This is a genomic window from Streptomyces profundus (assembly GCF_020740535.1).
Classification (GTDB): domain Bacteria; phylum Actinomycetota; class Actinomycetes; order Streptomycetales; family Streptomycetaceae; genus Streptomyces; species Streptomyces profundus.
The window spans coordinates 6,015,374-6,036,550 of the sequence record NZ_CP082362.1 but is presented as its reverse complement, the minus strand read 5'-3'; the positions used below and the strand labels follow the sequence as shown (position 1 = coordinate 6,036,550).

18 protein-coding genes are annotated in these 21,177 nt (G+C 71.1%); 2 read left to right on the top strand and 16 right to left on the bottom strand.

From position 1 onward, the window contains the following. Positions 1-26 precede the first annotated feature (26 nt). The 9 genes from K4G22_RS26175 to K4G22_RS26135 form a co-directional block, all read right to left on the bottom strand. Complete coding sequence (locus K4G22_RS26175; RefSeq protein WP_228082906.1) at positions 27-1,382, bottom strand: ABC transporter substrate-binding protein; 1,356 nt, start codon at positions 1,380-1,382, stop codon at positions 27-29. A 91-nt stretch (positions 1,383-1,473) separates the two neighbouring features. Continuing rightward, positions 1,474-2,235 (bottom strand): DeoR/GlpR family DNA-binding transcription regulator, encoded by a 762-nt coding sequence (locus K4G22_RS26170; protein ID WP_228082905.1) that lies wholly within the window; start codon positions 2,233-2,235, stop codon positions 1,474-1,476. Between the two features lie 286 nt (positions 2,236-2,521). Continuing rightward, positions 2,522-2,746, bottom strand: coding sequence for a LapA family protein (locus K4G22_RS26165; protein WP_228082904.1), 225 nt, complete (start codon positions 2,744-2,746; stop codon positions 2,522-2,524). 73 nt (positions 2,747-2,819) lie between these two features. Beyond that, positions 2,820-3,236: a CBS domain-containing protein gene (locus tag K4G22_RS26160; protein ID WP_228082903.1), complete on the bottom strand. Its 417-nt coding sequence runs from the start codon at positions 3,234-3,236 to the stop codon at positions 2,820-2,822. A 111-nt stretch (positions 3,237-3,347) separates the two neighbouring features. Continuing rightward, positions 3,348-3,857, bottom strand: a complete 510-nt coding sequence (locus tag K4G22_RS26155; RefSeq protein WP_228082902.1) for a DinB family protein — start codon at positions 3,855-3,857, stop codon at positions 3,348-3,350. Next, positions 3,854-5,866 carry a prolyl oligopeptidase family serine peptidase gene (locus K4G22_RS26150; protein WP_228082901.1) on the bottom strand — a complete coding sequence of 671 codons (2,013 nt, stop codon included), beginning with the start codon at positions 5,864-5,866 and terminating at the stop codon, positions 3,854-3,856. The genes K4G22_RS26155 and K4G22_RS26150 overlap by 4 nt, the downstream gene beginning before the upstream one ends. Before the next feature lie 50 nt (positions 5,867-5,916). Then, positions 5,917-7,329, bottom strand: a complete 1,413-nt coding sequence (locus K4G22_RS26145) for a M20/M25/M40 family metallo-hydrolase (RefSeq protein WP_228082900.1) — start codon at positions 7,327-7,329, stop codon at positions 5,917-5,919. Further along, entirely contained in the window at positions 7,322-8,158 is an 837-nt protein-coding gene (locus tag K4G22_RS26140; RefSeq protein WP_228082899.1) for a M55 family metallopeptidase, read from the bottom strand. The genes K4G22_RS26145 and K4G22_RS26140 overlap by 8 nt, the downstream gene beginning before the upstream one ends. 23 nt (positions 8,159-8,181) lie before the next feature. Beyond that, positions 8,182-9,078 carry a helix-turn-helix domain-containing protein gene (locus K4G22_RS26135; RefSeq protein ID WP_228082898.1) on the bottom strand — a complete coding sequence of 299 codons (897 nt, stop codon included), beginning with the start codon at positions 9,076-9,078 and terminating at the stop codon, positions 8,182-8,184. Positions 9,079-9,205: 127 nt separating this feature from the next. Between K4G22_RS26135 and K4G22_RS26130 the strand changes: the two genes are divergently transcribed. Further along, entirely contained in the window at positions 9,206-9,997 is a 792-nt protein-coding gene (locus K4G22_RS26130) for an NAD(P)H-dependent oxidoreductase (protein WP_228082897.1), read from the top strand. 48 nt (positions 9,998-10,045) lie between these two features. Here the strand turns inward: K4G22_RS26130 and K4G22_RS26125 are convergent, their stop codons facing one another. Continuing rightward, entirely contained in the window at positions 10,046-10,516 is a 471-nt protein-coding gene (locus tag K4G22_RS26125) for an SRPBCC family protein (protein WP_228082896.1), read from the bottom strand. Between the two features lie 197 nt (positions 10,517-10,713). Between K4G22_RS26125 and K4G22_RS26120 the strand changes: the two genes are divergently transcribed. After that, the gene (locus K4G22_RS26120) at positions 10,714-11,751 is read left to right on the top strand and encodes an Rv2578c family radical SAM protein (RefSeq protein ID WP_228082895.1); all 1,038 of its coding nucleotides are present in this window, start codon (positions 10,714-10,716) and stop codon (positions 11,749-11,751) included. A 28-nt stretch (positions 11,752-11,779) separates the two neighbouring features. Here the strand turns inward: K4G22_RS26120 and K4G22_RS26115 are convergent, their stop codons facing one another. The 6 genes from K4G22_RS26115 to K4G22_RS26090 all read right to left on the bottom strand — a co-directional run bounded on the left by K4G22_RS26115 (position 11,780) and on the right by K4G22_RS26090 (position 21,051). Beyond that, positions 11,780-12,535 (bottom strand): Clp protease N-terminal domain-containing protein, encoded by a 756-nt coding sequence (locus K4G22_RS26115; RefSeq protein ID WP_228082894.1) that lies wholly within the window; start codon positions 12,533-12,535, stop codon positions 11,780-11,782. A gap of 114 nt (positions 12,536-12,649) precedes the next feature. Beyond that, positions 12,650-16,639 carry a discoidin domain-containing protein gene (locus K4G22_RS26110; protein WP_425336751.1) on the bottom strand — a complete coding sequence of 1,330 codons (3,990 nt, stop codon included), beginning with the start codon at positions 16,637-16,639 and terminating at the stop codon, positions 12,650-12,652. A 440-nt stretch (positions 16,640-17,079) separates the two neighbouring features. Beyond that, on the bottom strand, positions 17,080-18,063 hold the full coding sequence (locus K4G22_RS26105; RefSeq protein ID WP_228082893.1) for an NAD-dependent epimerase/dehydratase family protein: 984 nt from the start codon (positions 18,061-18,063) through the stop codon (positions 17,080-17,082). Beyond that, the gene (locus K4G22_RS26100; protein WP_228082892.1) at positions 18,060-18,653 is read right to left on the bottom strand and encodes a dTDP-4-dehydrorhamnose 3,5-epimerase family protein; all 594 of its coding nucleotides are present in this window, start codon (positions 18,651-18,653) and stop codon (positions 18,060-18,062) included. The genes K4G22_RS26105 and K4G22_RS26100 overlap by 4 nt, the downstream gene beginning before the upstream one ends. A gap of 26 nt (positions 18,654-18,679) precedes the next feature. Further along, positions 18,680-19,792 (bottom strand): DegT/DnrJ/EryC1/StrS family aminotransferase, encoded by a 1,113-nt coding sequence (locus K4G22_RS26095; protein ID WP_228082891.1) that lies wholly within the window; start codon positions 19,790-19,792, stop codon positions 18,680-18,682. Positions 19,793-19,806: 14 nt separating this feature from the next. Then, positions 19,807-21,051: a class I SAM-dependent methyltransferase gene (locus tag K4G22_RS26090; protein WP_228082890.1), complete on the bottom strand. Its 1,245-nt coding sequence runs from the start codon at positions 21,049-21,051 to the stop codon at positions 19,807-19,809. Between the last annotated feature and the right edge of the window lie 126 nt (positions 21,052-21,177).

Below are 21,177 nucleotides of genomic sequence, written 5' to 3'. Positions count from 1 at the left end.
GTGGGCGCTTCGGAGGGTGGTGGTCATCAGCCGCGGTACCTCTCCGCGACCTCGTCGGCGAGCCGCTGGGACGCGGCCAGGGCGTCCTCGACGCTCTGCTGTCCCGCGATGGCGCCGCTGATCTCCTGGGAGACGCGGGTGCCGAGGTCGGCGAACTCGGGGATGCCGACGAACTGCACGCCGGGCGCCGGGCGTTCCTGCACGCCGGGGCTGATCGGGTCGGCCTCGTTGATGGCGTTCCTGGTCACCTCGTAGAACGCCCCCGCGGCCTGCTGGTAGTCGGGGTTGTCGTAGGTGGAGGAGCGCTTGCCGGCCGGCACGTTCTCCCAGCCGAGGGTCTCGCCGACGAGCTCCTCGTACTCGGTGCCGGACGCCCAGGAGATGAACTCCCAGGCGGCGTCGGCGTTGTCGGACGCCTTCTGGACGCCCCAGGCCCAGGTGTAGAGCCAGCCGGAGCTCTCGGTCTGTTCGACGGGCGCCGCGACATAGCCGATCTGGCCGCGCACCGGCGAGTCCTCGGCCTCCAGGGAGCCGGCCCCGGCGGTGGCGTCGTACCACATGGCGGTGTTGCCCTGGACCATGTTGTTGAGGCATTCGGCGTAGCCGGCCTGGGCGGCGCCCGACTCCCCGTGCTCACGGACCAGTTCGACATAGAACTGGACCGCCTCGACGAACTCGGGGTCGGTGAGCCTGGCTTCCCAGTCGGCGTCGAACCAGGTGCCGCCGAACGTGTTGACGACGGTGGTCAGCGGCGCGATGACCTCGCCCCAACCGGGCAGCCCGCGGAGGCAGATGCCCTTCATGTCGGCCTCGGCGCCGTCGATCTGGGCGGCGAAGTCGGCGACCTCGGTCCAGGTGGGCCGGTCCGGCATGGTCAGCCCGTGTTCCTCGAACACGTCGGTGCGGTACATCAGGAACGACGACTCGCCGTAGAACGGCTGGGCGTAGACGCTGCCGTCCTCGCCGGTGAGGGAGGTCTGGATGGGTTCCAGGATGTCGTCCACGGCGTAGTCGGCGTCGTCGGCGAGGTAGTCGTCGAGCGTGTGCAGCCAGTCGTTGCCGGCGTAGATGGGTGTCTCGTAGTTGGAGATGGTGGCGACGTCGTACTGACCTGACTGGTTGGCGAAGTCCTGGCTGATCTTGTCCCTGACCTCGTTCTCCGGCAGGACGGTGAAGTTGACCTCGATGCCGGTCTCTTCGGTGAAGTGCTCGGCCGTCAGCTGCTGGAGTTGGGTCATCTGGGGGTTGTTGACCATCAGCACGTTGATGGAGTCGCCGTCCGACGAGCCGGAGCCGCCGGCTCCGGAGCAGGAGGTGACCAGCATTCCGGCCGCCGTGGCGACGGCCAGGGCGCACCGGGTGCGTCGGGACGAAAGGGACATGGGGGGTACTCCTGAGGTGGTGGAAGCCGTGCGGGATCACCCCACCCGCTCGGCGGGTGGGCACGGTTCGGGTCGGTTGGGGTCGGTTGGGTCAGACGCGGATGACCTGGGGCCCCTGATGGAGGTAGCGGTGGGCCTCGGCGGCCGGGAGGCGCACGCTGGTGACGATGGTGTCGAGGTCGGAGATCTCGGCGAACCGGCAGAAGCTGGCGGCGCCGAACTTGGTGTGGATGCCGGCGAACACGCGGCGCCTGGAGGCCAGCACCGCCTGCCGTTTCACCTCGGCGACGGCCGGGTCGGGGGTGGTGAGGCCGTGTTCCCTGGAGATGCTGTTGGCGCCGATGAAGCCCAGGTCGATCACGAAGCCGGCGAGCATCTTGGTGGTCCAGCTGTCCACCGTGGCCAGCGTCGCCTCCCGGACCCGGCCACCGAGCAGCAGCACGGAGAACTCGCTGACCTGCGCCATCGAGCTGGCCACCGCCAACGAGGCGGTGACCAGGGTGAGTCGGCGGTCACGCGGCAGGCATTCGGCGATCAGCTGCGGGGTGTAGCCCTCATCGACGAAGATGGTCTCGGCGTCGCCGACCAGCTCGGCCGCCGCCGCCGCGATACGCCGTTTCTCCGGCACATGGCGGGTGGAGCGCGCGGCCAGGGTGGTCTCGAACCCGGCGCTCTCCACCGGGTAGGCGCCGCCGTGGGTGCGGCGCAGCAGTCCGTGCGCCTCCAGCACCCGCAGGTCGCGGCGGACGGTTTCCCGTGCCACCCGCAACTCCTTGGCCAGCTCCGCGACCTCGACGGAGCCCGCGCGGCGCGCCGCTCTGACGATGGCGCGCTGACGCTCTACCGCGGTCACTCTGCCTCCACGACGGTCCGGTCTCTCCCAGCTGTGTGCCCGGATGGGCCCGTACGGAGATTTGTACCGTCGGAAAGCGCGGTGGAACAGGGTGCCGTCCCCGGAGATCATGCCCGGTTGTGCCCGTTCTCCGCCGTGGACGGCGGGCGGACAGCGCAGTTCAGGGGCGCATGGAGAGGCGGGAGTGCCGCCCGGCTCGCCCGTTTCACACCGGTACCCCGCCCGCTCCGGGCCCGGACGCGCGGAAACTGCCCGAGCGGGTGTGGGCGCGACCGAACAGGCGCGTTCAGCGGCGCCTGGCGGCGTAGACGCCGCAGAGGGCGCCGATGGCGAGGGTGAAGAGCAGCGCCAGCCACAGCGGCATGGTGACCTCGGGGATCAACAGCCTGATCCGGGTCTGGCGGGTGTTGCCGAAGATGAAGATCAACGTCACCACGGCGATCACCAGCATGATGATCCGGCCGGGAGTGAAGAACTCGTTGGTCCGTGGGGCTCTCGTCCTGGTCGTCATGTCCCCAGGATGAGAGCGAAGGCGGCCGTCCGCCCGCCGAGCCGGGAAGGGGGACGACCGCCCGGGTGGACGCTCAGGCGTAGACGCGCTCGACGAACTCGGCGAGCTGGTCGTCGCTCAGCACACGGGCCAGGTCGGCCTCGCTGATCATTCCGGCCAGGCGCTTGTTCTCGTCGATCACCGGCAGGCGGCGGATCTGGTGCGTCTCCATCTCGGCGAGCACCTCGTCCACGTCGGCCATGGTGTTGATCCAGCGCGGGGTGCCCTGGCACAGCTCCCCGGCCGTGACCTTGCCCGGATCGCGGCCGGCGGCCACCACCCGCACCACGATGTCACGGTCGGTGACGATCCCGCAGAGGCGTTCGTCGACATCGCTCACCGGCAGGGCGCCCACGTCCAGCTCGCGCATCAGCTGCGCGCCCCGGTCGAGGCTCTCGGTGGCGGGAATCCACTGCGCGCCGGGGTTCATGATGTCCGCGGCGATGGTCATGAGGGGTCCCTCCTCGAAGATTCGGTTGGATGGTTCTCATGCCTCCACACCATGCTCCCCGCTCCACCCCGTCTGCGCCATTCGGGTGATCGCCGCGACCATCCGGCGGCCTCACTCCCCCACGGTGCCGTCCGCCAGCTCCCGGGAGACGTCCAGGTGGCCGAGGTGACGTGCGTACTCCTGGAGGAGGTGGAGGAGGATCCAGCCCAGCGTGGGTGGGGTCTCCGCCGTGCCGTCGAACCGTCCACCGATCGCCGCGCGTTCGGTCAGCTCGGCGTCGCCGATGGCCTGTCGGGAACGTTCGGCCTGCTCCCAGTAGCGGCGGCGCAGTTCGGCCACGGTGATTCCCTCGGGCAGCGTCCAGCGCCCGTCCGCGTCATGGTCGTCCCAGGGGCCGTCGACCGGCTCCGCGCGAAAGCCCCAGACCAGCCAGCGGCGCTCCATCAGCGTGAGATGCCAGACCAGTTGGGCCGGGGTCCAGGCCGATGGCACCCTGGCGGTGCCGAGTTCCTCCTCGTCGAGCCCGGACAGCTTGTCCCAGAGCGCCCTTCGGCAGGCGTCCAGGTAGCCGATCAGCAGGGCGCGGGGGTCGGTGATCTCCCGGCCGGGTCCTTCCGTCATCGTGACTCCCTGCCACCGTCGAGGTCCAGCGGTGGGACGTCGTCCCTCTCCAGCCCGAACGCGTGGACGTAGAGGGCGAGTTCGGCCTCAAGGGCACGTTCGATGGTGGCCGCGCGGCGGAAGCCGTGACCCTCGCCGGCAAAGCTCAGATACGCGTGCGGCACGCCGCCGCCCGCCACGGCCGCCAGCAGCCGTTCGGCCTGGTCGGGCCGGCAGATCCGGTCGTCGAGGCCCTGGAGCAGCACGAAGGGGGCGACGATCCGTTCGGCGTGGTGGACGGGGGAACGCTCCCGGTACCGGTCGGGCACCTCGTCCAGCGGGCCGATCAGCGACTCCAGATAGTGCGACTCGAAGTCGTGGGTGCCCTCCCGCGACCAGCTGACCATGTCCAGCAGCGGATAGATGATGGTGCCGGCGGCATAGAGGCCGGCGGTGTCCTGGTCGGTGAGCGAGGAGGCGGTGGTGTAGCCGCCGGCGCTGCCGCCCCTGATGGCGAGCCTGGCCGGGTCGGCCGCGCCCTCGGCGACCAGGCCGCGGGCGACGGCGGCGCAGTCCGCCACGTCCACCACGCCCCAGTTGCCGCGCAGCCGCTCGCGGTAGGCGCGGCCGTAGCCGGTGGAGCCGCCGTAGTTGACCTCGGCGACGCCGATGCCGCGCGAGGTGAAGTAGGCGATCTCCAGGTCGAGGGCGAGCGGCACATGGCTGGTGGGGCCGCCGTGCGCCCAGATCACATAGGGCGGCGCCGCGCCTGGCGGCCCGGTGAAGCGGGGGTGGCGCGGCGGGTGCACCCAGGCGTGCACCTCGCGCCCCTCGGGGTCGGCGAAGACGCGGGCGACGGGCCGGGAGTGGTGCTCCGGGTCGACCCGGTCCTCGTGGTGCTCGGCGAGCACCCGACAGTGCCCGCTGGCCGTGTCGAGGCAGACCACCTCGTAGTCCCGGTCGGGTCCCGCCGCGACGCCGATGACGCGCTCGTCGTGCACGGCCAGCGTGGGCCACCACGCGGTCCAGGGGCCGGCGGCGTCCGCCAGGGTGCCGGTGGCCGGATCGAGCACGGAGAGCCGCGAGGTGCCGAGGCCGTGCAGCACCGCGATGGTGCCGTGCGGCAGCGGGACCATCCAGCGCAGCCCGATCCGCCACAGCGCGTCGCCGAACTCCTCCTGCCGCTGGCAGAGGTTGGTCACCTGCCCGGTGTCCGGATCGATCCGGTGCGGCTGCCACCAGCCCTCGCGGTCGGTGAGCGCCAACAGGCCGCCGTCCGAGGCCCATTCGACCTGGGTGACGGACTCGGCCTGGCCGCCGGCGAGGATGCGGGGCGGGCGGAGCCGGCCGTCGTCCGCCACCTCGGCCAGCAGCAGCTCGGTGCCGTCCCAGGGCATCCTGGGGTGGTCCCACGCCAGCCAGGCGATCCTGGAGCCGTCGGGCGAACGGCGAGGGCCCGTGACGAAACGGTGCCGGTCGTCCGTCAACTCCCTTACCGCCGAGCGGTCTTCGGCGGCCGAGCCGTCCAGCGGCACGGCGACGAGCAGCCGGCGCAGATCGCTCGGCCCAGGCCCGGTGAACTCCTCCAGCACGCACCAGACCTCGTCGCGTTCGGGCACCACCACCGGATCGCACCAGCGGAGCCCGCCGCCCACCTCCGAGGTCGGGGTCAGCGGCCTGGGCGCCGCCCCCTCGGGGGCGTCCGGCTCCAGGGCGTGGAGGCGCTGGTCGGTGAAGTCGGTGAAGACGACCAGCGGGCCGCCCTCGGGGCGCGCCGCGCCGGCCCAGGGGAAGCCCCCGTACTCGATGACCCGGTTGCGGACGTTCCAGGGCGCCGGCAGCACGGAGACCGGCGCGGCGTCCCCCGGGCGCAGCCGCAGCAACGCGCGCCTGCCGCCCTCGGCGGGGCGGGGCGCCGTCCACCAGATCTCGTCGCCGACGACGCCCAGCGCCTCGGGGCGCCCGTCGTGCTGGGCGACCAGCCCCGCGTCGATGGGTGAGGGCCAACTTCCGTACGGAGCCTGGGGCATGACCGATGTCCTCCCGAGTCTGCGGTGGTGTGGCGGTAGCTGATGGCGCGTCAGAGGGCGCGCAGCGCCCGGTCCAGCACACGGGTGCCGAAGTGCAGGGCCTCGACCGGCACCCGCTCGTCGACGCCGTGGAACATCGCCTGGTAGTCGAAGCCTTCGGGCAGCCGCAGCGGCATGAAGCCGTAGTTGGTGACGCCGAGGCGCGAGAACTGCTTGGCGTCGGTGCCGCCCGACATGCAGTAGGGGACGACATGCGCCTCGGGATCGAAGTGCAGCAGCGCGTCACGGAGCACGCCGTAGGTGGGCGCGTCGACGGGTGCCTGGAGCGGGATCTCGTGGTGCAGGAAGTCCCAGTCGACGTCGGGGCCCGTGAGTTGGTCCAACGTCGCGGCGAACTCCCGTTCGGTGCCGGGGAGTACGCGCCCGTCCACCTGGGCGCCGGCGCTGCCGGGGATCACGTTCACCTTGTAACCGGCGTCCAGCATGGTGGGGTTGGCGCTGTTGCGGACGGTGGGGGCGAGGAGCTCGGCGGCCGGCCCCAGCTGGGCGAGCAGCCCGTCCACCGAGGCGGCCAGCCGCTCGGGGTCCGGGTCGTCGAGGTCGGGCAGCGGCACCCCGTGGAGGGTGGCCAGCTCGGTGAGCCCGGCGCGGACGGTCGGGGCGAGCCTGACGGGCCAGCGGTGTTCGCCGATCCTGGTGACGGCGGCGGTCAGCCGGGTGACCGCGTTCTCCGCGTTGATCTTGGAGCCGTGTCCGGCGCGGCCCCGGGCGGTGAGGGTGAGCCAGGCGGTGCCGCGCTCGCCGGCGGCCAGCGGGTAGAGGCGGCGGCCCTCGCCGGCGTGGAAGGTGAACGCGCCGGACTCGCCGATGGACTCGGTGCAGCCGTCGAACAGCCCGGCGTGCTGTTCGGCGAGGAAGCCGGAGCCGAAGGACGCGGTGTCCTCCTCGTCGGCGGTGAAGGCCAGCACCACCGAGCGCCGGGGGCGCACGCCGGCGCGGGCCCAGGCGCGCACCACGGCGAGGACCATGGCGTCGGCGTCCTTCATGTCCACCGCGCCCCGGCCCCAGACCACCCCGTCGCTGATCTCACCGGAGAACGGGTGGACCTGCCACTCGTCGGGGTCGGCCGGGACCACGTCCAGATGGCCGTGGACGAGGAGGGCGTCGGCCGAGGGGTCGCTGCCCTCGATCCGCGCGACCACGTTGGTGCGGCCGTGGGACTTCTCCAACAGCGTGGGCTCGACGCCGACTTCGGCGAGGCGCTCGGCGACGTACTCGGCGGCCGGGCGCTCGTGCCCGTCGCCGCCGCCCCGGTTGGTGGTGTCGATCCTGATCAGCTCGGAGGTGAAGCGCACCGCCTCGTCCAGCGCCCGGGCGTCGACATGCGCCGGCCCGTCGACGGGCGCCCGCGCCCCGGTGGACGCCTTGGCCTGGGTGGACGTCGGGGCCTGGGGCTCAGCCATACCATTCCTCCACGGCGGCGGACACCATGGTGGTGACCGTCTTGAAGCAGCGAATTCCCTCGTACATGGTGGGCGCCGTGTAGGCGACGCGCCGCTCGGCGATCTGCTCCACGCCGGGGACCAGCGCCGCCGCGCCGGCCAGCTGTTCGGCGTCGAAGTCGATCTCCACGGTGCGCGGCCTGGGCTCGGCCGGGGCGTGCCGCACCGCGAGGGCGGCGGCGCGGGTGGCGCCCTCGGTGATGTCGGCCGCGGTGCGGCTGGGGGTGCGGCAGATCGCCGCATAGCGGGAGACATGATCCTTGACCGCGACGCCCACCGCGTCGGGGGCGTAGCCCTTGGCGTCCTCGCAGGTCAGATCGTCCCCGGTGACCAGCACCACGGGGGTGCCGTACTCGGCGGCGACCAGCGTGTTGAGCAGGCCCTCGCTGGCGCGCACCCCGTCCACGAAGACGCCGGTGAGGGAGTTCCCCAGATAGGTGTGGGCCAGCACCCCGGGCGCGCCGGCTCCGGTGTGGTAGCCGACGAACGCGATCCCGTCCACGTCGCCGTGTTGGACGCCCTCGACCATGCTGAGGTCCTTGTGCCGGCCGGTGAGCAACTCGGCCCGGTCGTCGAGCTGTTCGAGCAGCAGGTTGCGCATGGTCATATGCGCCTCGTTGACGAGGACCTCGTCCGCGCCGCCGGCGAGGAAGCCGGCGATGGCGGCGTTGACGTCCGAGGTGAGCATCGGCCGGCAGCGCTGCCACTCGGGGGTGCCCGGCAGGCAGTCGGCCGGCCAGGTGACACCGGTGGCGCCCTCCATATCGGCGGAGATAAGGATCTTCGTCATGGGGGGAGACGTTACCGCCGCGCTCAGCCCACAGCCAGATCGCGCGCGCCCCCGCGTGCGCCGTTCACCTCCTCGGCGAGCCGGCGCAGGGCCTCGACGCCCTCGGTGCCGGGGGCGGCGCTGAACACCTGGAGCTGCTGCCCCATCCGGCCTGGCAGCGGCGGCACATGCAGCGTCTCGTAGTCGAGCTCAAGCGGGCCGACCACCGGATGCCAGAAACGCTTGCTCCCCACCCCGCACATCCGCACGTCCCCGGCCGCCCAGCGAGCCCTGAAGTCCGCACTGTGCTCGGCCAACTCGGCGACGAGCTCGGCGAGTTGGCTGTCCTCGGGGTAACGCCCCACGGCGTGCCGCAGCAGGGCGACCACCTCCTGGCAGCGCTCCGGCCAGTCGAGGAAGGTCTTCTTCGCCGAGGGGTCGAGCAGCAGGTAGCGGGCCTGGTTGCGGTCCCTGACGGCCGGCTCGTCGAGCCGGCCGAAGAGGGCGGAGCCCAGCGCGTTCCAGGCGAGCAGCTGGAGCCGCTCGTCGATCACCACGGCCGGCAGCTCGCCCATCCCGTCCAGCACCCGGCGCAGCCCGGCCGTGATCGGGCCAGGCGAGGGCGCGGGGCGCGGGAGGACGGCGCGCGGCCGGTTGGCCAGCGCCACCAGATGGGCGCGCGCGGTGTGGTCGAGGCGGAGCGCCCCGGCCAGCGCGTCCAGCACCTCGGCGGAGGGCTGGTTGGCCCGCCCCTGCTCCAGCCGCACGTAGTAGTCCACACTGATCCCGGCGAGCTGCGCCAGCTCCTCGCGGCGCAGGCCACGCACCCGGCGGCGGCGCGCGCCGCCGATGCCCACGCTCTCCGGGGCGATCCGCGCCCGGCGTGCCTGGAGAAAGGCCCCCAACTCCCGGCCGCTGTCCCTGAGTGTCTCCGACGCCATTTTCTCAGTATGTCCCCCGTACGCGTTCGCGGCCCCGCGAGGGTGGTACCGCCGTTACCAGGAACGCCGGTCCGCCGGTCACACCGGGCTCTGGCTGGGGCCCGGCCGAGCTGCGAGAACTGTGGGCATGACCACGCATGACAACGCGGCCGGGACCGGCCGCAAGGTGTTGATCGTCCATGCCCACCCCGAGCCCCGTTCGCTGACCACCTCGCTCGCCTCCTTCGCCGAAGCGGAGCTGCGCGCCGCCGGCCACCAGGTGCGGACCTCCGACCTCTACGCGATGAAGTGGAAGGCGTCGGTCGACGGCGACGACTACCCCGCCCACGACCCCGCCGAGCGGCTCGATGTGGCCAGCGCCTCCCAGCTGGCGTTCGACGGCGGAACGTTGACGGCCGACGTGCGGGCCGAGCAGGAGAAGCTGCTGTGGGCCGACGCCGTGGTGTTCCAGTTCCCGCTGTGGTGGTTCTCGGTGCCGGCGATCCTCAAGGGCTGGTTCGACCGGGTGTTCACCGCCGGCTTCGGCTATGGCGACAGCTCGATGCCCAAGTACGGCGACGGCACCCTGGCCGGCCGCCGGGCGCTGATCTCGGTGACCATCGGCGCCGGCGAGCCCTCGCTCTCCGGACGCGGCATCCACGGCCCGCTGGCCGAGGTGCTCTTTCCGCTCCAGCACGGGGTGTTGTTCTTCACCGGTCTCACCGTGCTGGAGCCGTTCCCCGTCCATGACGCGACCGACCTGGACGAGGAGGGATTCGCCCGGGTGACCGCGGCCTACCGGGAGCGGCTGGCGGGGCTCTTCACCGAACGGCCCGTGCCCTATCTGAGCCTGCGCGACGAGGACTACACCCGGGATCTGGTGCTGCGTCCCGGCAGGGAGCGCCCCGGCACGGCGGGGATGAGCCTGCACGTCGGCTGACCCGAGGCCGGGGGCGGTCTCGTCCGCCCCCCGGCCTGGGGGCCGGCGTCAGGAGGGCCGGCTCTCCTTCTCCACCTCGGCCGCGAGGTTGGCCAGCAGCCGCTCGTAGACGCCCTTGAGCACCCGGGGCGCGAAGATCCCCTCGAAGAAGCCGCCGATGCCGCCGGAGCCCTCCCAGACGGTCCGCACCGTCACATCGGTCTCCTCGGCGCGGCCCTCCGCGGCGGCCGGGGCCGTGGTCCAGGTGGTGACCAGGGTGGAGTTCCGGTCGGTCTCGACCAGGGTGCGCTCCTCCGGTTCCGAGATCTCCAGCAGGCAGGAGCGCACCCGCTTCTTGGTGGCGTGCAGCTTCAGGAAGACCACGGTGCCCTCGCCGTGGCCGCCCTCGCGGACCTCGTAGTCGGTGAACTCCTCGGGCAGCAGCCGGGGGTGGACCTCCCTGAAGTCGGCGAGGGCGGCGTACACCTCCTCCGGCCGCGCCGCGATCTCCCGGCGTGCGACAACCTCGATCTGCGCCATGCGAGCACTCCCCATGCGTCGGTGAACCCGTGTGTCGGTGAAACCCGTTTGTCGGGCGGTGTGTTGGACGGTGCGTCGAGCAGATGGAACCTTCGACAAGCCTTCCACTTCGGACGTCCCCGACCAAATCGGCTTGACACCTCGCCTTCGAACCTGTGTTCTATTACCGAGAACACGGCGGCGAGGAGGGTTCACCCATGCGCTGGAACCAGCTGAGCGAGGGATCGGCGGGGGCACCCCCCGCGCTCTTCGGCAGCGATGTGGTCAGCCGGACCATCGACACCCCCGAGTTCCGGGGCGTGACCTTCCACGAGGTGCGCGCCAAGTCCATCGTCAACCGCGTGCCCGGCGCCTCCCGGATGCCGTTCACCTACACCGTCAACCCGTACCGCGGCTGCACCCACGCCTGCGTCTACTGCTTCGCCAGGAAGACGCACGGCTATCTGGACCTCGACACGGGGCTCGACTTCGACACCCAGATCGTGGTCAAGGTGAACGCGCCCGAGCTGCTGCGCCGCGAGTTGGGCGCCGCCCGCTGGCGCGGCGAGCACATCGCGATGGGCACCAACGTCGACTGCTACCAGCGCGCCGAGGGCCGCTATCGGCTGATGCCGGGGATCATCGCGGCGCTCAGGGATCGGGCCAACCCGTTCTCCATCCTCACCAAGGGCACGCTGATCCTGCGGGACCTGCCGCTGCTGCGCGAGGCCGCCGCCGTCACGGAGGTGGGGATCTCCGTCTCCGTCGGCCTGCTGGACGAGACGCTGTGGCGCGCGGTCGAGCCGGGCACCCCGGCGCCCGAGCGGCGGCTCGACATCGTCCGCACGCTCCGCGAACACGGCATCCCCTGTTCGGTGTTGATGGCCCCGGTGCTGCCCTATCTGGCGGACTCCCCCGACCAGCTACGGCGCACGGTGCGGGCGATCGCGGAGGCCGGCGCCTCCTCCGTCACCCCGCTGGCGCTGCATCTGCGCCCCGGGGCCAGGGAGTGGTACATGGCCTGGCTGGCGCGACACCATCCGCGCCTGGTCCGCCGCTACGAGGCGCTCTACGCGGATGGCGCCTACGCCCCCAAGTGGTATCAGCGGCGGATCACCCGCGAGGTGCACGAGGCCGCCGCCGAGTGCGGGATAGGCCCGAGCCGGCCGGGCGCGCACCGCTCCCCCGAGCCCGCGGCCCCCGTGGAGCCCGCGCCCACGCCGGCGCCGGCGGACACCCAGCTGACGCTGATGTGATCCGCCGACGCCGTGCCCCTCGGGCCGGTCAGTCCCCCTTGACCAGCTGGCTGAGCAGGTCCGTCACAAACGCCTCGGCCCCCGCCTTGTCGATGCCCAGGCCGTGCAGCGGCCCCTCGCCGTCCTCGAACTCCAGCAGCGCCAGCAGGATGTGCTCGGTGCCGATGTAGTTGTGCCCGAGGCGCAGTGCCTCCCGGAAGGTCAGCTCCAGGGCCTTGCGCGAGCCCGCGTCGTAGGGGATCAGCGCGGGCACCTCGCCGGCGGCTGCCGGGAGGGTGGCGACCAGCGCCTCGCGCAGCGCCTCGGGGGTCACCCCCCGGCTCTCGATGGCGAGCACCGCGACGCCCTTGGGCTCGGCGAGCAGCCCGAGCGCCAGATGTGCCGGTGTGATCTCGTCGTTGCGCGCCGCGTTGGCCTCGTTCTGCGCCGCCATCACCACGTTCTTCGCCCGGGTGGTGAACCGGCCGAAGCCCTGGCTCGGGTCGAGCCCGGCGCCGTCCTCGGCACTCGCGCCGCCCTGCCCTGCGGGGTCCTTGGGCACGAACCGCTTCTGCGCGGCCTGCCTGGTCACGCCCATGCTGCGGCCGATCTCCGACCAGGAGGCGCCGGAACGGCGGGCCTGGTCCACGAAGTGGCCGATCAGGTGGTCGGCCAGCTCACCCAGGTGGTCGCCGGCGATCACGGCGTCCGTGAGCTGGTCGAGTGCGTCGGTGTGCACCTTCTTGATCGCGTCGATCAGATCGTCGAGTCGTACGGGATAGGCCATTCCCACGGGTTCCGTCATGCTGTCAACCTTAGGTTGACACCCCGGGAAGTGTCAACCGTCGGTTGACACTTCCCGGGGTGCCGGGCCGCCCGGAGAGCGCCGGACGGCCCCGCCCTGTCCCTCGACCTCTCGCTAGGGGTTGAGGTGGAACTCGAAGGTGGAGGTGGTGTTGCGGAAGTCCTCCGCGTTGCCGTCGAGCACCAGGTTGTTGAACGTGGCCTCGCCGACCGCCGGCCCCTGACCGGCCTCCGCCATCTCGTTGGCCCAGACGCCGATCCCCGACTTGTGGTCGTAGGCGTCACCGCTGCGCCGCGCGCCGCTGATGGTGACGTCGGTGAGGATCGTGTCGGCCACCGGGTACTCCGCCTGGCCGCCGACGTAGTTGGTCTGGAACATGATCCCCACATAGGTGGGATCGACGATGTCCACGTCGGAGACCCTGATGCCCTGGAACACCTCCGAGGCGGAGAAGAGCCAGATGCCGGGGAAGACCTGGTCGCCCCAGAAGTGACCGCCGGCTCTCTCGATGGTGATGTTCTCGAAGTTGGTCGGGATCTCACCGAATCCGTTCATCGGGTAGCCGAAGTCGAGCGAGCTGATGGTGATGCCCGAGTAGACCAGGGTGTCCGCGATACGGATGTTGCGGAAGGTGTTGTCGTAGCCGCCGTAGACCGCCAGGCCAGCCGCGCGCCAGGTCAGCAGCGAGGTCAGGTTCTCGTAGACGTTGCCGGTCTCGTCGGCGCCGCCCGCGTCGATCGCCGAGAACAGCGCGAAGCTGTCGTCGCCGGTCGCCCGCGCCTCGTTGTTGGTGACATGGTTGTCCGTGCTGCCGTTGGTCATGTTGAGGCCGTCGGCGAACAGGTTGCGGATGCGCGAGTTGCTGATGGTGACGCGGTCGGTGTTGGCGCCCCAGTAGAGGCAGACCATGTGCTCGACCCAGATGTCGTCGATCACGATGTCCGCGACATTGGAGAAGTCGAACACCTTTCCTGGGCCGTCGATCCGCGAGGTGTAGTTGCCGAAGTAGGCGAAGTGCGCGAACCGCGAGCCGCCGGCCGTGGAGTCGGCGCGGAAGCCGATGTCCGTGTTGGTCTGGGTGGTCGGCGCGTGGAAGCGGGTGTACCAGACGCCGGCGCCCACCACGTCGACCGCGCCGCCGTAGACCTGGAACTTGTTGGACGTCTCGTAGTCGCCCGGCGGGAGGTAGACGCCCTCCAGGGTTCCGGTGGTGTCCATCCGCACCCGGTCGAGCGCGTTCTGCACGTCCTGGTGGGTGAAGCCCTCCGGCTCGGTGTAGGCGGCCGGGTCCGGGTTGGGCAGCGGCGCCACCTGCTCCAGGCTGATGAAGTCGATGGCGTACTCGGTGTCGTTCTCCGCGTCCTTCTGGAGCCTGATGGTGCTGCCGGCCGGCACGGTCCGGTCCAGCAGCAGATGCGCCTCGTCATAGATATGGCGCGGCCCGCCGCTGCCGGGCGAGTTCCCCGGGTTGGCCTCGTCCCCGTACAACCAGGCGTAGCGCGAGGTCAGTTGGAGCGGGGCGTGCGGCTCGCCGTCGATATAGACGTTGAGGGTGCTGTCGATCCCCTCGCCGCTCGGGCTGTCGGGGATGGAGAACCGGGTGACCAGGGTGTTGGTGCTCGCCCCGGTGGTGAACTCGACATAGTCCCCGGTCGATTCGAGCGTCACGGCTTGGCGGTTGGACGCCTCGCCCGCGATGTCGCCGACGTCCCGGTTGGGGCCGACCACCTCGGCGCCGCCGCCGGTCGTCGCGTCCTCCGCCTCGTACATCGAGTACGGCATCTGCGCGCCGCGCCCGACCGCGAACGAGCGGGTGTCGGTGTTGTTGCCGCGCTTGGCCGGGATCTCGTTGGCGTCCGCCGAGACCGTGGTGTCCAGGGTGAACGAGCCGTCCTGTGCCGTCCAGCTCCCCAGCGCGATGGCCGATGTGGTGCTGCCGGCCGCGATCACGCCGTTGAACTCGCCGGTCAGCGTGGTGTCGCCGATCGCCAGGGTGATCTCGTGGGCGCCGGCCGTCGTGTCCAGGGTGCCCCGGTTGGCCAGCCGCACCGAGAAGTCGACCTCGTCGCCGGCCGACGGGTTCGCCGGATCCCAGGTGACGCCGGCCACCACCAGATCGGCGCTGGCCACCGGCTCGACCACGACCGGCTCGGGGCTCTCGTAGGTGTTGTTGTCCTCGTTCTGCTCGACCACGGTGTTCTCCGGGTCGACCACGGCGCTCACCGTGAGCTCGCCCGCGGGGAACACGCCCACCTCGGCCGAGACCTCGGCGGTTTCGCCCGGCTCAAGCCCCTCGACCTCGGCGGTGGCCTGCTCGTCCCCGTTCACCAGGAACGCCACCTCGGTGGCGGACGAGGCGACGGGGCCGCTGTTGCGCACGGTCGCCGTCAGGGTCACCGGGTCGGACTCCAGCGGGGCGGGCGGCGTCGCGGTCAGCGCGACCACCTCAAGGTCGGGGTTCGGGGCCGGCTCGCCGTGCACCTCCAGCTCGGCGACCTGCCCTGCGGGCGCACCGGAGTTGGCGGTGATGGCCAGCCGCACATCGGCTGCCTGGCCGCTGACCGGGATGGTCACCGTGTTCCCGGTGGTCGGGGAGAAGGCGTAGTCGGCGGCTGCGACCAGCGTTTCGAAGCCGCCCGAGCCGGAGCGGCCGAGCACCGCGATCCGCTGGGTGCGGTCGCCCCAGGCGCTGCCCGGGTTCAACCGGACTACCACCGAGTCCAGTTCGGCCTCGGCGCCCAACTCGACGGTCAGCTCGCTCGGATAGGCGCCCCCCTCCCAGTAGGTGTCCGTGTCACCGTCGTTGGCGTTGGCCGCGACAAAGGTGTGCACGAAGGAGGACGCGCTGATCGGCTTGCCCCGCGCCAACTCAACGGCCTGGGCGTTGAGTTCACCCTCGTGGGTGACCGTCTCGCTGTCCGCCGAACGGTTCCCCGCCGCGTCGAGCGCCCGCACCGTGTAGCTGACGGTGGCGTCCGCCGGCTGGGTGTCGGTGTGGGTGGTGGCGTCGCCGGGGACGGTGGTGCGCAGCACCCCGTCCGCCCAGATCTCGTAGCCGGCCACTCCGGTGTCGTCCTCGGCGGCCTCCCAGCTCAGGCCGATCTGTCCGGGCTCGGCGACGGCGCTGGTCAAGGCGCCGGGTGCGCTGGGCGCCTCGGTGTCGCCCTCCGTCGGGCCGTAGATCTCCAGCTCGCCCAACTGGGCGGCGTCCTGCTCGGTGTTGCCGGTGACCCACACCCGCACATGGCGGGCGGTGGTGTTGTCGAAGGCCAGGGTCACCGTGTTGTCGCCGGCCTCGGCGTCGAAGAGCGCCTCCTCGGCCGGGGTGAGGTCGGTGAACTCCGTGCCGTCCTGCGACACCTGGAGCGTCAGCGTCTGGGTGCGCGGCTCGAAGTCGCCCGGCAGGCCGAGCACGATCCGGTTCAGCGGCACCGAGGCCCCGAGGTCGGCGCGCACCCACTGCGGCAGTTCGCCGCTCTCGCTCTGCCAGTAGGTGCTCCGCTCGCCGTCGCCGGCGAGGGGGGCCTCGCCGCCCTCGGCCGAACTGCTGGCGGTGAACGTCGCCCCGAGCGCCAGGTTCTCCTCCGACTCGGCGGCCCTGTTCACCTCCAGCTCCGCCAACTGGGCTTTGTCCGCAGCGCTGTTGGCCGTGATCTCCAGCCGGACGAACCGGGTGCGCTGCGCGGGCAGCGGAATCGTCACCCGGTTCTCCGAGCCCTGCTCGAAGGCGTGGGTCGCGGCGTTGGCCAGCGTGGTGAAGGTGGTGCCGTCCATGCTTCCGTGCACGGCGACCGTCTGCTCCCTGCTCTCCCAGTCGGCCGGCAGGCTGAGCACCACGCCGTCGACGCGGGCCACCTCGCCGAGGTCGACGGCCACCCACGCGGGGAACTCGTCGGCGGCGCTCTCCCAGTAGCTGCCCTGGTCGCCGTCGGTGACATGCGCGGCGAGGCGCTCGCCGTCGACGCTGCTGGCCGTCGCTGGCGCCCCGGCGGCCAACCCGGTGTCGCTGGCGGTGGCGACCCCGGCGGTCAGTCCACCCCCGATCATCAGCATGGCGGTGAGCGCGGCGGCTCCGGCCCGCGCTCCCAGACCTCTTCGTCTCATCCCTGGCCTCTCATCCCTGTGCCCTCATCCCTGGCAGGCGTCCCTGGCCCATCCCGACGGCACGCATGACCATGCATCGTGCGCGCATGATTTTGCGTATTGACATCAGAGAGTTGCAGGAGCATGCCAAGGTGTCCACAGGTCGCGCACGCCTTCTTGCTCGCCAACTCGGCGGCCCCGCCAACTGGTTGCGCGCGGCACGCAAACGACGTGACCCCGTTGAACTGCCGCTTACGCCCGTCCTCGACACGCCGGGCCGACAACCCGCAAGAACCGCAAGGAATTTGCGTCAACGCCGAGGCGCCGGATCGCCGACATCCGGCGGTCACGGCACGGAGGCGGCATGGCGGATGACCGGCCCCCGAAGCGCCACGGGCAGCGCGAAGGCCCGCCCGCCCCCGGTGGTCGGGGCGGGCGGGCCGGGTCGGGCGGTCAGGTGTTCAGCGGGCCTCGGCCGCCGTGTGGCAGTGCTCCACGGTCTCCCGCAGCGCCTCCGACAGCGGCGTCCGCGCGCGCCAGCCGGTCACCGAGGCGAACCGCGACGGGTCGATCACCACGTCGCGGAAGTCCGTCGTCTCCGCGTACTCCGGCGGATCCACCGAGAGGACGGGCACCTCCGGCTTGCCGGTGCGCTCGGCGACCAGCCCGGCGACCGTGCGGAACACGTCGCCGAGCGGGGAGCCGACGCCCGTGCCCAACAGCCAGTGGCGGCCGGCCAGCGCGTCGACGTGGCCGAGCGCGGCGACCAGCGCGCGCGCCACGTCCCGCACGGGGAGCAGGTCCCGGCGGACCGTGCCGTCGTGCCACATGGTGATCGGCTGCCCGGCCAGGGCGCGCCCCGCCATCAGCGAGACGACCCCCTTGTCCCTGGTCTCCGGGTGGGCGCTGGGCCCGAACACCGTGGGCAGCCGGATCGAGGCGCCCCGCACCAGGCCGGCGGCCGTGGCGTCCAGCACGATCCGTTCGGCGGCCAGCTTCTGCCGGTCGTACTCGCCCTTGGGCTCGTCCGGTTCGCTGCCGTCCAGCACCGCCTTCTGGGAGGGGCCCACCTGGGAGCAGGCGCCGACGAACAGCAGGCCAGTCCCGGGGCGGTCACGCAGCGCCCGCACCACGTCCCGCACCAGATCGACGTTGACGCGTTCGGCGGCCTTGTCGCCGTCCTCGATCCGCCAGCTGGACGAGCCGGCGATATAGGCGATCGAGTGGATGACGACATCGGCGTCGGCGACCGCTTCGGCCACGGCGCCCGGCTCGGTCAGATCGGCGGTCCGCACCTCGACGTCGGCGACCGCGTCGGCCGGTGGGAGCGCCTCGCGGCGGGCGACGGCCCGGACCCGCAGGGGCTCGCGGGCCAGCTCGGCGAGGATCGTCGAGCCGACGAAGCCGGTCGCGCCCAGCAGCACGACGCGCGGTCGGTCGCTCACAGCGTCAACTCCAGTTCCCGGCAGCGGTCGTAGTCGGGCAGCAGCCCTCGTTCCCCGGCCTCGGCCAGGGTCGGCGCCTCGGCGTCCCGCTGGGACAGCAGATGGGGTTCGGTCGCCACCGGCAGACCGATCGCCGGATCCAGCGGGGAGACCGTCAGCTCGTTGGCCGGGACGTAGTGGCCCGGCATCACATAGACCACGATCGAGTCGTCCTCCTCGGCCTGGAAGGCGTGCCCCACGCCGACCGGGATGTACACCGCGCGGCCGGTGTCGCCGCCGAGCTGGTGCTCCGTCCACCGGCCGAAGGTGGGCGAGCCCACCCGGAGGTCCACCATGAAGTCCCGCACCCGGCCGTGGGGGCTGTAGACGTACTTGGCCTTCCCCGGGGGCACGGCCGTGTAGTGGATGCCCCGCAGCACTCCGGCGGCCGACACGTTGTGACTGACCTGGCCGACCGTGAACAGCGGTCGTCCGGTGGCCTCGGCGAAGGCGGCGCCTTCGAACGGCGTGGTGAACAGGCCGCGTTGGTCCCGGTAGACGGGCGGCGTGAACGCGAACGCCCCCTCGATGTCCAGCTTCTCGATGTCCACAAGCAACTCGCTTTCTGGCCTCGGGCCTACAGACCGCTCAGCACGTCGCGCAGCGCGCCGATGACCTTGTCCTGGGTGTCGGTGGGCAACGAGGGGTACATCGGCAGCGAGAAGATCTCCTTCGCCAACCGCTCCGTGACGGGGAGCGAGCCCTCCCGATACCCGAGGTCGGCGAATCCCGACATGGTGTGCACCGGCCAGGGGTAGCTGATGTTGAGCGAGATGTCGAACCGCTTGAGCGCCTCGATGATGTCGTCGCGGCGCGGATGGCGGACGACATAGACGTAGTAGACATGCGTGTTGCCAGGGCTTGTCCTCGGCAGCAGCAGGCCGTCGACGTCGCCCAGCTCCTTCTCGTAGCGGCGCGCCACCTCGTTGCGGCCGGCGACATAGGCGTCCAGGCGGGTCAGCTTGCGCCGCAGGATCTCGGCCTGCACCTCGTCCAGGCGGGAGTTGTGTCCCGGGCTCCGCACCACGTAGTAGACCTTCTCCATGCCGTAGTACCGCAGTTGGCGCATCGCCGCGTTCACCTCCTCGGACGGGCTGATGACCGCGCCGCCGTCGCCGTAGGCGCCGAGGACCTTGGTCGGGTAGAAGGAGAACGCCGCCGCGTCGCCCATCGAGCCGGCGATCCGCCCGTGGTGCCGGGCGCCGTGCGCCTGGGCGCAGTCCTCCAGGATCTTCAGCCCGTGCCGCTCGGCCAGCCGCTCAAGCGGCGCCATGTCCACGCACTGCCCGTACAGGTGCACCGGGACCAGCGCCTTGGTCCTGGGCGTGATGGCCGCCTCGACCTGGTCGGTGTCCATCAGGAAGTCGTCCTCGCGGACATCGACGAAGACCGGGGTGGCACCGGCGCCGACGATCGCGATCACGGTGGGCGCCGCCGTGTTCGAGACGGTGATGACCTCGTCGCCGGGACCGATACCGAGGGCCTCCAGGCCCAGCTTGATGGCGTTGGTCCCGTTGTCGACGCTGGTGCAGTGTCCGACACCGTGGTAACGGGCGAACTCCGCCTCGAAGTTGTTGACGCTCTGGCCGAGGACCAACTGGCCGGATTCGAAGACGGTGGAGACGGCGTCCAGGATGTCCTCCCGTTCGCTGCCGTACTCGTCCAGGTAGTCCCATACACGCGTGGTCACGTCGTTCTCTCCTGTTACTTGGCGGTCACGATGTCGAGCGTCGGCAGCGCGAAGACCAACTTGCCGCCGCCTGCCATGAACTCCGTCTCCCGTTCGACGAAGCCGGCGCGGTAGATCCAGGGGAGAACGAGGAGTTGGTCGGGGCCCAGCGCCTTCGCCTCCTCCTCGGTGACCACGGGGATGCCGCTGCCGGGCGAGAACCCGCCGGCCTTCCCCGGGCTGACCTCGCCGATGCACGGCAGGTCCTCCTCGGTGAGGCCGCAGTACTGGAGGATCACATTGCCCTTGATGGACGCGCCGTAGCCGACGGTGAGCCGGCCGGCCTTCCGGCTGCTGTCCAGGAACTCCCGCAGCTGGTCGCGGTGGTCGCGGACGCGGGTGGCGAACGCCTCGAACGGGGCCATGGTGTCCAGCCCTCCGGCGGCCTCGATCCGGCGCAGCTCCTCGATGCCGGCCTCGTCCACGCGGTAGCGGGTGGGGGACTTGGCGAGGATGACGCAGAGGCTGCCGTTGTAGACCTCGGTGATCTCGGCCCGCACCACCGTGAAACCGACCCGGTCGGCCATCCACTCGATCTGGCGCAGCGCGTAGAGCTCCAGATGCTCGTGACACATCACGTCGTAGGCGGTGGCGTCGATCATCGACGTGAGGTTGCTGACCTCGATCATCCACACGCCGTCGTCGGCGAGGATGGCGTGCACATCGCGCATGAAGCCCATCGGGTCAGGCAGGTTGTAGAACATCGCGATGGAGGTGACGATCTTGGCCTTGCGGTCGCCGTACCGCTCCTGGAACTTCTCCCGGGTGAAGAAGTCAGGGATCAGCTCGATATGCGGCGGATAGAACTCACGCAGCTTCTCCCCGGTGGGATCCACGCCGACCAGTGTGGGTCCATCGGACGGATACGCCTGGAGAAGAGTGGAGTCGTTGCTGCCGATGTCCAGGACCAGATCGGTGGATTCGAGATCCACCACCCGCAGGACCGCCTCGACCTTGCTCCGCAGATGGTTGATCATGTACGGCCGAATTCCTGACCGGTACTCGTAGTGGTCCCCGTGGATCATCGTCAGATCAGCGGTGTGCCGCAACTGGACGAGTCCGCAGCCGTCCGGGGAGCATCTGACCAGGTCAAGCGGCCCCGTTGGCACCACCTCCGCCCGGCTGCGCGGGAAGATGCTGGTCAGGGCCTGGTCGCCCAGATCGATCACGGGAATGAGGGAGCGGTTGCCGCAGACACGGCATGCGGAGATGGCGGTCATGTGTTCTCCAACCGACGTGCGGAACGTCGTGTCGCTACGGATGCTGTCGAGCTGCGGCGGGGGCGCTTCCCGCCAGCAGTGTTGTGGATCGAAAATCGGCCCAGCACCCCTAACCGGGCGCTGAAC